We start from the raw sequence: 13,006 nt of genomic DNA on the forward strand, positions 1-13,006 counted from the left end.
ACTCCCTCATCACAAGCGAAAATCTGCTCGACGACTGACCGCCCTGACGGTAACATTTATTATTAAACAAGCTCTTAATGTTGCCGACAGGGCGGTCAGTCGTCGAGCAGATTTACATGGAGGCAAGAGGTTGAATGGTTATAAAGAATGGTTATAAAGAATGGTTATAAAGTTATCCTTGTCTCGTATATCTTGGCCGTTTTTTTGCCTTGTTTCTGCGGTCGTGTACACGTGTACATAAGGTACACTCCTTCTTCGCATGGCGAAAAGCGTCTCAATCTATACGACCCTGTCGGCAGCGTTTATTATATATAATGTATGACGGCAAGAGGCTTTCTTGCGTCGGCGGTATGTGCAGTGGGAATAATGTTAAATACAGGTATTGCTGTGTTAATATTAGTTTGGGTGCAGTATTGTCGGATGAATTATTACAAATTGCAGAAATATCGTAAAAAATGGAGATATTGTGGGGGATAAATGGCCATTAAGAGGGTAGTCAAAATGTTCATACTGTTAACATTTCTTAACAAAAAAAACTTTTGTTTGCATTTCGCGATTGGCTAACTTTGTACTTGAAAAATAAAAAAAGCAGTGTAAAATCAGCAGTTTAGGATTTATTCCTTATCAGTCCTGCTCTCTCCAGATTGCGTTTATTTAGCTAATTATAGACATTTAAACTTAAATGTTGTAATACCTCGTGCCGGAATAAAATCCTTAAATCTCTCTCCTTACGAAGCGCATTTCCGGATGTGTTTTACATTATCTGTTTCAATCCGGATTTAGCATAACAGCCTTTGGCTGTATACATCGGGATCTGCATATGTAGATCCTTGTCTTGAAGTGCAAATAACACTCATTGTCATCATAGTGCCGGCGGTATTACCGCCAGATGAAGGCAATGACGATTATAAATGTAGTAGTTATTTTTATTAATTCATTGTTAACCAGTGCCATGAATCTATGAATGTAGATTATGTAAAAGCAAGTTTATTGGCAGCGTCCGTGATAGCATGCGGACAGATGCTGAGTGCAGCACCCTCCAACGCTCCCGAGCCTCAGGCAGCAGTGGCATCCTCCACTGCAGGCACAGCTACAGGCGTGGTTCTCGATGAGGCAGGCGATCCGCTTATCGGTGTATCTGTCTCAATCGAAGGTAAAGGTGCAGTTGGCGTTACCGACCTCGACGGCCGTTTCTCTGTAAAGGCCAAACCGGGTCAGACGCTTAAATTCACTTATGTGGGTCTCGCGCCCGAAACAGTAAAGGTGCCCGCCGACGGACAGCCCGTTACCGTTGTTCTCAAGGAGGACTCCAAGCAGCTCTCCGAGGTTGTTGTAACCGCTCTCGGTATCAAGCGTTCCGCAAAGGCCCTTACTTACAATGTGCAGGAGGTTACTCCTGACGAACTTACCACGGTAAAGGATGCTAACTTCGTCAACGCCCTCAACGGTAAGGTTGCCGGTGTTAATATCAACGTTTCCTCCGTTGGTATCGGTGGAGGCTCTAAAGTTGTAATGCGTGGTTCGAAGTCGCTATCCGGCAACAACAATGCTCTCTACGTTATCGATGGTGTGCCTATGCCCTCCTTAGAGAACAAGCAGCCGGAAGATGTGTATACCGGTATGGGACAGTCGGGCGACGGTGCCTCAATGGTAAACCCCGAGGACATTGAGTCAATGTCGGTGCTCTCAGGTGCAGCAGCATCGGCTCTCTATGGTAGCCAGGCTGCCAATGGTGTCATAATGATTACTACCAAGAAGGGTAATGCCGACCGTCTCCGTGTCACCTACAGCAACTCTACACAGTGGCTTAGCGCTATGGCAACTCCCGAGTTCCAGAATACATATGGCGCTGCAACCGGCGAGTTTGCAAGTTGGGGAGAGAAACTCAACACTCCTTCCGACTATAATCCTGTTGATTTCTTCCAGACCGGTTACAATGAGACGAATGCAGTGACTGTTTCTGCCGGAAATGCCAAGAATCAGACATTCCTTTCGCTTGCCGCAACCAATGCCGAAGGTATTGTCAAGAACAATACTCTCGACCGTTACAATTTCACTGTACGCAACACCACTCAGCTTATTGAGAATAAACTTCGCCTTGATGTTGGTGCTACATACATGAATGTACGCGAGCAAAACATGATTTCTCAGGGTCTCTACATGAATCCCATCGTTCCACTCTATCTTATGTCGCCATCTTATGGTATCGATTCATATAAGAATTATGAGCGTTACGATGCTTCACGTGGGTTCAAAACTCAGTTCTGGCCGTGGGGAAATATGGGTCTCGCAATGCAGAACCCATACTGGATTACCAACCGCGACAAGTTTACAAACCATAAGAACCGTTACCTCATCACTGCCGGTCTATATTGGGACAACGTGTTGAATGTAAAGGGTCTTGATATCTCCGGACGAGTTAAGGTCGATAATACTGATGGTCGCTATGAAACCAAGTATCATGCAACTACCGACCCTATTTTCTCAAATGGCGATTTTGGTACTTATATCAAGCGTGATGACACTACACGACAGTTATATGCCGATATCATGGCCAAGTATGACCGTACATTCGGCTCGCTTTCACTTGCTGCTGTTGTAGGTGCGTCAATCAATGATGTGCGATATAGTATGTATGAAGTAGGCGGCAACCTCAGTTCCGTAGCCAACAAGTTTACTTTCGAGAATATGGAGCGGTCTAACCTGAGCCTTAAGCAGGATAATTATCACGACCAGACTCAGTCGCTTTACGGTACTCTTCAGCTTGGATTCTGGAGCAAGGTTTACCTTGACCTCGCCGGTCGTATCGATTGGTGTTCGGCTCTCGGATGGACTACTTCTGACCATGTTGCCTATCCCTCGATTGGTCTCTCTGGTATTCTTACCGACATCTTCCCTGCTATTCAGAACGATGTGCTTTCATTCTTGAAGGTGCGTGCTGCTTACTCTGAAGTTGGTAATGCTCCTACTCGCTATATCGCTTATCAGACTTACCCATTTGTCAACGGTATAGTGACTACAGCTACTACCTATCCCAACAGCGACATAAAGCCCGAACGCACAAAGGCATGGGAGCTTGGTCTCCAGTCGCGTTTCTGGATGGATAAGATTACTCTTAACGTATCACTCTACAAGACTTCGACCTACAATCAGCTCTTTAACCCGGCTCTATCTTCTGGCTCGGGCTACAAGTCGATTTATATCAACGGTGGTCAGATTGACAACAAGGGTATCGAAGTTTCGCTCGGTATCAATCAGCCTATTGGCCCGGTAGAATGGACTTCCAACTTTACCTACACACTCAACCGCAACAAAGTTGTCAAGCTCCTCAAGCCCACAACTCTTGAAGGCGGCATTGTAGTGGAGCAGAATATGCTTGATATCGTTACTCTTGGCAATGTTAAGAGTCGTCTTGTCGAAGGTGGTTCAATCGGCGACCTCTATGTTACAGCGTTCAAGCGCGATGTGCATGGCGACATCATAGTTGATGCCAAGGACAACTCTGTATACAAAGATGAATACGCAGGTCCCCAAGGTGATGGATGGGTTTATGCCGGTAATGCAGAGCCTAAATATACAATGGGATGGCGCAACGAATTCTATTGGAATGGTTTCAACTTTGGTTTCCTTATCAATGCTCGCGTAGGTGGCCGCGCCGTATCAATGACACAGGCTTACATGGACGTTTACGGAACCTCACTTACATCTGCTATCGCTCGTGACAACAACGGCGTGATGATTAACGGTATTAAGGTTCCTGCCGCTGAGAAGTATCTTAAGTTTGCAGGTAACAACATTGGTGAAAACTACGTTTATTCCGCTACTAACGTGCGTCTCGGCGAACTTACCTTCGGCTACAATGTGCCCGTACACAAATGGGTCAATTGGATAGAAGGCCTCAATGTTTCGTTCACCGGTCGCAACCTCTTCTTCTTCTACAAGAAGGCTCCCTTCGATCCTGAGCTTACAGGCTCTACCTCTATGGGTATGGCAGGTATGGACTACTTCATGCTCCCCTCCATGCGTCAGCTCGGTTTCTCAGTTAAAGTTTCCTTCTAATCCCTTCACACAGCAAATTATAATATGAAAAATCAAATATATTCAGCAGTCCTTTGCAGTGTGTTGGCTGGAGGCGTATTAAGCTCCTGCACAGACTCATTCAACGATTGGAACACCAATCCCAATGAGGCTACTTTCGAGGAGATGAATCGCGACAACCTGCTCACAGGCTCCAATTATGCCACCATGCAGCGCGGTATTTTCATTGTTAATGATGAAAACGGCAATGGTGTATACCAGCGTACGCAGTCACTTACTGCCGATCTTTTCTCTGGATATTTAGCAAATATCAAACCCTCATACGATATTGGCGATATTCACCATGACCATTATTTTATGGTTTCGCACTGGTATAATGCTCCATTTGAGTTTGCAAACACAAAAATAATGGAGCCTTATCGCCAGATTTGCCGCTATGCCGACGAGGCATCAGTTGACAGAGCTATGGCCACCGTGCTCCGGGTCTTCGGCATGCATCGTGTCACCGATAAATACGGCCCGATCGTCTACTCTAAATTTGGTTCAGGCATTCAGGTGGGATATGACTCACAGAAAGATATATATACATCTTTCTTCAATGAACTTGACGAAGCCATCAACATTCTTGGTGAATATGTAGACCTCAATCCTGGCAAAAACTACCTTGCACGCTATGACCATGTTTACGATGGAGACGTACGCCGCTGGGTGAAGTTTGCCAATACTCTTCGTCTTCGTCTTGCCATGCGTGTAAGCTATGTTGACAAGGCTCTTGCTACTCAACAGGCTAACGCTGCTATCAATGAGGTTCACGGCCTTATGAGTTCAGTAGCTGACGATGCTGTTTTGCATCAGGGTAACGGACTGACATTTACCAATCCATTGTGGGAGACAACTCAGTCATGGCCTGACCAGCGTATAAGCGCCACAATTGACTGCTACATGAATGGATATGAAGATCCCCGTCTTAGCAGTTATTTCACCAAGAATGAAAAAGGTCTATATCGTGGAGCCCGCAATGGTATGACTAAAATCTACTCGAGTGTTCAGACGAGAGCATCCGGCATCAATGTAGGTCAATATGGTGACATGCCTTGGATGAAGCACGCCGAGGCTTACTTCCTGATGGCTGAGGCAAAGCTCCGTCTTGGTGTAGGCGACGGTTCTGTCAAAGAGCTCTATGAGCGGGGCGTACGTGCGTCCATGGAGAGCGCAGGTGTGGCCACTGATAAGATTGAGGCGTATCTTGAAAGCGAAGCTCTGCCACTTGAATCATGGAGCAATCCTAACGTTCGTTCGGATAATGAAAACGAACAGACTGTTTCTGTAAAGTCCATGCTTTCGCAGGTATCTCCGAAGTTTGATGATACTGCGGATGCTGAAAAGCAACTGGAACAGATTATTACTCAGAAGTGGATTGCTCTCTTCCCCGATGGTATGGAAGCATGGAGTGAAATCCGTCGTACCGGATATCCCGGCTGGGTTCGTATAGAGACTTACGCAAATACAAGTGAGGTTGCCGACAACGACATCATCCGTCGTCTCCGCTTCCCTTCGTCTGAGTATTCCAACAATGCTGCAAATGTCTCTGAGGCTGTTCGTCTGCTTGGTGGTGCCGATAATGCCGGTACACATCTTTGGTGGGACGTTAAATAATCATCATCCTCTTAAATTACTCTGAATAAAATGAAATCATATAAATTCCTATTCCCCATTCTTACTCTCGGTGCTTTCGCTGTTTCATGCGATACCGATATTGAGACTGTAAAGGATCAAGGACATGAGATTGTAGAGAAGCCCGTCATTTCGGAGCTCTACTATCAGAATCTTCGTGACTATAAGCAGACTGACCATGAGATTGCTTTCGGATGGTTCAGTGGTTACGGAGGCATGGGTTCAATGAATGCCCGTTTTGCCGGTTTGCCGGATTCAATCGACCTTATATCTCTTTGGGGCGGCATTCCATCGCATCCGATTGACGTAGCCGAGATGCGTGAATGTCAGTCTAAGAAGGGCATGCGTTTCATGACTGTCGATATCTGTCGTATTAACAAGGTTGATGACGCGCTTCCTCACAAAAAACATTGGCTTGATGTTCTTGCGCGCCAGGAAGCTGGAGAAATTACAGCTGAGGAGGCTAATGCCGAAAAGCATGAGGTCATGAAAGAAATGGCGTTGCACTATGTAGATGAGGTATTCTACAATGACCTTGATGGCTTTGATATTGACTTTGAGCCGGAGGGTGATCCCGTGCAGGGGGCTTTGTTCTATACCATGTTTATGGAGTGTGCTAAATATCTTGGTCCCAACCCTGAGATTACACGTGAAGAACGTTATGCATTTGTTGAACAACGTTATGGAACAGCCATGGTGCAGAAACCTGGTAGCTGTGATAAACTGCTCTGTATCGACGCATATGGACAGGATCCTTCCAACTCACGCACTATGGATGCCGCCAATGGCAAATATGGTTATGCCGATTACATAAACTACTTCCTTTCGCAGGATTATAACGGTATTATTAACCGCAGCAATTATCCTGCCGACAAAGTAGTGCACTGTATGTCGGTTGGTGAGGACTGGGCTAACGATCCCGAACAGACAAGTCGTGCCGTTGGTAACTTTTATACAAAAAAAGGCCGTCTCTATGACTGGGCCCGTTATAAACCAGCAGGCGGAAAGAAGGGTGGCTTCGGAGGCTTCATCCTTAATCAGGACTACAATGTGTTTGCTCTGAATCCCTATCCCTATGCACGCTTCCGCGACTGCATTCAGATATGTAATCCTGCCATCTATTAATTGACAGAAGAATATGAAACTATATAAATTCTTTACAGCAATCGGAGTCATTGCTCTTGCCGCAGGTTTTACTTCCTGCTCTGATGACGATGAGGTCTACACCGATGGCTTCGGTGGCGTTGAAGGTCAGGTTGTTCTTGCGCCGACTTCCAATGAATCATACAAATTCGTCAAGACTCCTTCACAGATGATTGCTCCTGAAATCACATGGAGTGTATCGCCTCGTTCACGTGTACGTGCCGGTGAAGAGTTAAAGGTAAAGTTTGAGATTGACAACTCGCTCGTTGACGCCTACAATGCCGATAACGGTACAGAGTATGTTGCTATGCCTGAAGGCGTGGTTACTATCGCCAATCCAGAGGTGGCTATCTCTGTCGGCAACACTTCGTCCGATGAGCCTGTGACGCTTGAAGTTACCGGCGATGCTGCCAAGTTATCCGGATTGGATGTAGAAAAGGATTATATCCTTCCGATTCGTCTTGCCGCAGTTACACAGGGTTCGGCACGTATAGCTGTAAGCGCCACAAATGTTTCTTACATTACGTTTAAGGTTTCTGAAGAGTTGATTAAAAATAGCGGTAACCCGACAGGCACAATTGTTGCTAAGGAAGACCGTGTCTCCTGGCATGCTATTCCCGGCGATGGAGCTGAAGAATGGTACTCATGGGACGATCCCATTCAAGAAACTGGCGACTATAACTTCGGCAATTATCCTGTAGGCTCAAGCGTAACATTTGATCTTGGCAAGGAGTATTCGTTTGACGGTATATACGCTTATCCTTTCTATGGTAATAGCCAGTACGCCCTGCTGAAGGCTAATTCTGAAATTTTCATCAGCTCGGATGGCAATGATTGGACTTTGCTTGGAGTGCTCGGCAGTACACGCAATACTGTCGCTCTCTATGCAGCCGTGCAGGCCCGTTATATAAAGGTTGTGCTCGGTGCCGGTAATCAGATTGCTACTACAGCTTTCTCAATCTATGAGAAATGAGATGATTTGATGTAAAATGTCAAAAATCAATCAAACAATGAAGTTAAAAGCAATATCATATCTCGCAGTAGGGGCCATGGTGGCCCTTACCGCCTGCTCCCATGAGGGTGATAACTTCGGTGACCGTGTGCTGTTTACAGGCACCGAGAATTCTCCGGTAGTAAAATTCTTATGCGACGGAATGTCAAGTACAGCTCTTACCGTTACTTCGACGGCAAAGGCTACAGCCGATGTACATATCACTGTAAAGGCTGCTCCCGAGCTTCTCGACGCATACAACAAGAAGTACAACCGCTCGTTTGTTGCTCCCGAGCCCAGCATGTATCAGCTTGAAGGCACTGATGCTGTAATAAAGGCTGGCAGCAGCATGTCAAGTCAGATTAAAATTTCATCCAATAGCGAGTCCCTTGCAGAAGGTGTTGGTTATATGCTCCCTATCACTATTACTGAAGTCAATGGCGATGGGTTAGGGGTAATAGAATCTTCCCGTACAGCATATGTGCAGTTTACAAAAGTTGTAACCATCAAAGCTGGTCTACTCAACCTGAATGGTGCGTATGAAGTGCCTGCTTTCCGTCATACTGACGAGAATCCAAGTCCTGTACGTGCCCTCGGTCAGATGACTCTTGAGATGAAGGTGTTCCCTCTCTCTTTCGGTCGCAGTCAGTATGGTATCGGCACATTGGTTGGATGTGAGGAAAACTTCCTCTTCCGTTTCGGCGGTGGTGACGGTACTGGAGACAATAATCTTCAGTTTGTAAAAGGTTCAATTGGTGACGATCCTCATCCTGATAAAAAGCAGCATTATGAGAATCTTAAAATCGGAGATTTTGATACTGGTCGATGGATTCACTTTGCTGCCGTTTACGATGGTACTAATCTGACTATATATCGTGATTGCGAACGTATCTCTACCATTGAGACATCCGGAGGAACCATCAATCTTTCTATGGCCTACAATGGTTCATCGGGTTGGTTTGATACATTCACCATCGGTTCTTCCTGCCACAACCGATTCTTCCATGGTTACATTAGCGAGTGCCGAGTTTGGACTGTACCACGCTCTGTCGCTGATCTTGAGAATGGTATATGCTATGTTGATCCTACTTCTGACGGTCTTTTGGCTTGCTGGCGTTTTGACGGTGAAACCAATGAAGATGGATCTATCCGCGATGTCACTGGCCATGGATACGATGCTGTAGCTCCATCTTGGGCATCTGGTGGTGTGCAGTGGGTAGAAGGCCAGAAGTGTCCTTATTAATGCCGGTTTAATGTTAATATAAAAGAGTTCTCTTTCTCTCTATTTTGAATTCTTCTCCTCTCCTATATTAGCGGGGCAAAAGGCTCTCCCGATTCCCCGGGAAGCCTTTGCCCCGTTTCTTTTAACCGACTACGGTTATTATGACTCCATTGTAATCCTTTTTCCTCGATGTTACATACAATTAATTATGAAAATCCGTAATCTCGTCATACATCTCCTCTCTGCCATTATGCCTGTCGGTGTGTCGGCAACCACTTACCACCATGAATTTGGCACTATCGCCGAGGATGGAGGAGTCGTGTCCCATACATTCACTCTTCCAGCCGGCAGCTCGCCGATGTCGGTGATAAATGCTTTCCCGGGATGCCCGTGTATAAGTGTGGATTATCCAAAGCGTCCGCTCAAAGCCGGAGAGCCGATGAAAATCACGCTAAAATATGACCCTGACCGCCAAAAGGGACACTTTACCAAGTCGGTATACCTGCGGTTGAGCGGCGACCGGCGCGACACGCTTATGGTGACAGGCACGGTAAAGCGTTTTCGCCCGCGGGTAGATAAATCGAAATATGCCCATGAGTATGGTCTTGGACTATGTCTCGACCGGAAAACGATAGATTTCGGCACGATGCGTGCCGGTACAGAAAAGACTCTTACTATACCGATGGCCAACAGCTATCAGATAGGTATGGAACTTGATTTGCAACCTGCCGGACGCGATTCATCGATGCTGTCGATTCCATATGGGCTGAAGCTCCAACCTGAGACCGTGTCGCAGTTCAGAGTTGACATCAGAATTCCTGACAATACCGACACAACGGCCCCTGAGCTATACGTGCGTCCGGTAATTCATGGAGTTGAGGTTGATTCGATTCCTGTGAAAGTGAGAATTATCCGTTGATTATTCGATTTTTGCATCGTAATATGGCGGAAAGTTTGTAATTTTGTGGAAAGATTATTTTTCTTGTACCATTTAAAGATAAGTAAGTGCTTGTGTAGTAATAAATGTTGCCGACAGAGTCGTATAGTATGAAATGATTTTTCTATATGCGGCTGATGTCCACGACTGAGGAACATGGCGAAAAGCGTCCGGAATATCCGATATTAAAAGGTAACTTTAGAATCACACAACTTCTTTCCGACTTTTGAAACAATATCCGTAATATGTCGATAATAAGAAGCAAATTGCCTCTGACCGCCCTGTTGGGTAATATTTATTAAACAAGCTATAATAACCTTGTCAACATGAAAAAAATATATACAGCTCTACTTTTCTCATTAGGGATAACTGTATCTGCGTATGCCCGCACTGAAAAAGGTGCATATCTTGATGCAAACCTGCCTACCGAGCAGCGTGTAGCGGATTTATTGTCGAGAATGACTGTCGAAGAGAAAGTCGGTCAGCTTCTGTGTCCGCTTGGTTGGGAAATGTATGAGATTACCGGTCCGAAATCGGTGGAGGTGTCTCAGAAATTTAAAGATTTGATTCAGCAGACAGGGGCAGGCATGCTCTGGGCCACTTATCGAGCCGATCCCTGGACCCGCAAGACCCTTGACAACGGTCTTACCCCCGAGCAGGCAGCCCGCGCAGGCAACGCAATCCAAAAATATGTAATTGAGAATACACGATTCGGTATTCCGGTATTTCTTGCCGAAGAGGCACCGCATGGCCATATGGCTATCGGTACTACGGTATTCCCTACCGGCCTTGGAATGGCTGCTACATGGAATCCGGAACTGATGCATTCGGTAGGCGAGATAATAGGGCGCGAGGTGCGTAGCCAGGGCGGTCATATCAGCTACGGGCCTGTGCTCGACCTGTCGCGAGATCCGCGCTGGAGCCGTGTAGAGGAGACATTCGGCGAAGACCCATTATTGGCCGGACGTATGGGCGGTGCCATGGTAGGCGGTCTTGGCGGAGGTGATCTCTCTAAGCCTAACTCCACTATTGCTACATTGAAGCATTTTCTTGCCTATGCTGTGCCTGAAGGTGGGCAGAATGGCAATTATTCTGTAGTAGGCCGGCGCGACCTGCTTCAGAATTTCCTGCCTCCGTTCCGCGAGGCTGTCGATTCGGGAGCGCTGTCAATCATGAGTTCCTACAACTCTATCGACGGAATTCCCTGCACTTCCAATAAGGAGATTCTTTTTGACGTCACTACCGACTGGGGCTTTAAAGGCTTCGTAGTGTCTGACTTATATTCCATCGAAGGCATTCATGAGACACATCATGTGGCTCCGACCATGGAAGATGCCGCCGCGATGGCTCTTAATGCCGGTCTTGATGTGGACCTTGGCGGCGATGCATATCGCAACCTCATATCTGCTGTCCGTGCCGGCAAGCTCGACGAAGGTGCTCTTGACCGTGCTGTAGGACGTGTGCTCAGGCTGAAGTTTGATATGGGACTGTTTGAGAATCCGTATGTAAAACCTGAATCTGCGCGTAGTGTAGGAGGCTTCCGTTCGGGCGAGGTAGCCCGTGAGGTAGCCCGTCAGTCGGTTACACTTTTGAAAAATGAAGGTGGTCTGCTCCCTCTTGAAGTAAGACCGTCGATGAAAATAGCTCTTGTAGGTCCTAATGCCGATAATGCCTACAATATGCTCGGCGACTACACAGCTCCACAGCCCGAAGGTCGTGTCGTGACTGTGCTTGACGGTCTCCGCCGTCAGCAGCCCGGCATAGAGGTAAAATATGTAAAAGGGTGTGCTGTGCGCGATACTACTACGGCTGATATTGAGGCGGCAGTCGCGGCAGCCAGTGAAGCGGATGTGGTAATCGCGGTGGTAGGCGGCAGCTCGGCCCGTGACTTCAAGACATCGTACAAGGAGACCGGAGCGGCCGTTGTCGATGCCACAACGTTGAGCGATATGGAGAGTGGCGAGGGTTATGACCGTGAGACTCTTAATCTGCTCGGCCTACAGCCTCAGTTGCTCAAGGCGCTGAAATCCACCGGCACTCCTCTTGTTGTAGTATATATCGAAGGCCGTCCCCTTGAAAAAGAGTGGGCTGCGGAGAATGCTGATGCCCTTCTCACGGCCTATTATCCCGGACAGGAGGGTGGTAATGCCATTGCCGAGGTGATTTTCGGGAAATATAATCCTGCCGGACGTCTGCCTGTCACAGTTCCTCGCTCGGTAGGACAGATTCCGGTCTACTACAACCGTCGCGCACCTCAGTTGCATCCTTATGTAGAGGGTGAGGCAGCTCCCCGCTATCCGTTTGGCTACGGTTTGAGCTATACTACATTTGACTACTCGGGATTGAATCTTATTCCGGGTGATGACGGCACTCTGACTGTCGAGGCTACAGTGACTAATTCCGGTAATCGTGATGGCGAAGAAGTGGTGCAGTTGTATTTGCATCCGGAATATGCAGCCACAGTTCAGCCTCTCATGCGTCTTGCCGATTTCCGTCGTGTGGCAATACCCAGGGGTGAGTCGCGCAAGGTATGTTTTACGCTTCCGGTATCAGCATTCGAGATTATCGGTCCCGACTATAAGCCCATGCTCCAAAAGGGTAGCTGGGATATTATGATAGGAGCTTCCTCTGCTGATATACGGTTGAAAGGCTCTCATGAGATGTAATCCTCATGTAGGATAAAGTCTTTTGAATAAGCGAATAATGTGTTATACATGCAATAGTTATATTAATTTTAATCTGTTTTATTTTCAATAGTTAGTCTGAATGTCACAGATCAGGAGGCGCGTCATCGGGATTGATGATGCGTCTTCGCTTTTTATTGCATGGTTATTTACGTCAGGACATTATTTCTGGTTATCCTGTTGCCAAAAAGATGGATTGAAATTTATTGTCTTAGAAACTGTTTAAATTTATAAGTAAGTCGTAAAAATTATTACGTATATGAATACTTTTAAAACTTTATATTTCAGGCGGAGTCTTTTTGCCGCTTTTCCCTCTC

7 protein-coding genes are annotated in these 13,006 nt (G+C 46.6%); all 7 read left to right on the forward strand.

The window, feature by feature from the left end:
- The first annotated feature begins 960 nt into the window (after positions 1–960).
- Positions 961–4,059 carry a SusC/RagA family TonB-linked outer membrane protein gene (locus K2I50_RS02815; protein WP_301024731.1) on the forward strand — a complete coding sequence of 1,033 codons (3,099 nt, stop codon included), beginning with the start codon at positions 961–963 and terminating at the stop codon, positions 4,057–4,059.
- A 24-nt stretch (positions 4,060–4,083) separates the two neighbouring features.
- Positions 4,084–5,694, forward strand: a complete 1,611-nt coding sequence (locus K2I50_RS02820) for a SusD/RagB family nutrient-binding outer membrane lipoprotein (RefSeq protein ID WP_301024732.1) — start codon at positions 4,084–4,086, stop codon at positions 5,692–5,694.
- 30 nt (positions 5,695–5,724) lie between these two features.
- The gene (locus K2I50_RS02825; protein WP_301024733.1) at positions 5,725–6,837 is read left to right on the forward strand and encodes a glycoside hydrolase family 18; all 1,113 of its coding nucleotides are present in this window, start codon (positions 5,725–5,727) and stop codon (positions 6,835–6,837) included.
- A gap of 13 nt (positions 6,838–6,850) precedes the next feature.
- A complete protein-coding gene (locus tag K2I50_RS02830; protein ID WP_301024734.1) occupies positions 6,851–7,828 on the forward strand; it encodes a BT_3987 domain-containing protein in 978 nt (325 codons plus the stop codon).
- Positions 7,829–7,865: 37 nt separating this feature from the next.
- On the forward strand, positions 7,866–9,089 hold the full coding sequence (locus K2I50_RS02835; protein ID WP_301024735.1) for a BT_3987 domain-containing protein: 1,224 nt from the start codon (positions 7,866–7,868) through the stop codon (positions 9,087–9,089).
- Positions 9,090–9,276: 187 nt separating this feature from the next.
- The gene (locus K2I50_RS02840; protein WP_301024736.1) at positions 9,277–9,987 is read left to right on the forward strand and encodes a DUF1573 domain-containing protein; all 711 of its coding nucleotides are present in this window, start codon (positions 9,277–9,279) and stop codon (positions 9,985–9,987) included.
- A gap of 344 nt (positions 9,988–10,331) precedes the next feature.
- Positions 10,332–12,671, forward strand: coding sequence for a glycoside hydrolase family 3 N-terminal domain-containing protein (locus tag K2I50_RS02845; RefSeq protein ID WP_301024737.1), 2,340 nt, complete (start codon positions 10,332–10,334; stop codon positions 12,669–12,671).
- The last annotated feature ends 335 nt before the right edge of the window (positions 12,672–13,006 follow it).

This window comes from Muribaculum sp. (assembly GCF_029051885.1).
Classification (GTDB): domain Bacteria; phylum Bacteroidota; class Bacteroidia; order Bacteroidales; family Muribaculaceae; genus Muribaculum.

Excerpts from the sequence above, each read along its gene's own strand:
- K2I50_RS02830 (WP_301024734.1), top strand. The coding sequence starts at position 6,851 with ATGAAACTATATAAATTCTTTACAGCAATCGGAGTCATTGCTCTTGCC.
- K2I50_RS02835 (WP_301024735.1), top strand. The coding sequence starts at position 7,866 with ATGAAGTTAAAAGCAATATCATATCTCGCAGTAGGGGCCATGGTGGCC.
- K2I50_RS02845 (WP_301024737.1), top strand. The coding sequence starts at position 10,332 with ATGAAAAAAATATATACAGCTCTACTTTTCTCATTAGGGATAACTGTA.
- K2I50_RS02840 (WP_301024736.1), top strand. The coding sequence starts at position 9,277 with ATGAAAATCCGTAATCTCGTCATACATCTCCTCTCTGCCATTATGCCT.
- K2I50_RS02815 (WP_301024731.1), top strand. The coding sequence starts at position 961 with ATGAATGTAGATTATGTAAAAGCAAGTTTATTGGCAGCGTCCGTGATA.
- K2I50_RS02820 (WP_301024732.1), top strand. The coding sequence starts at position 4,084 with ATGAAAAATCAAATATATTCAGCAGTCCTTTGCAGTGTGTTGGCTGGA.
- K2I50_RS02825 (WP_301024733.1), top strand. The coding sequence starts at position 5,725 with ATGAAATCATATAAATTCCTATTCCCCATTCTTACTCTCGGTGCTTTC.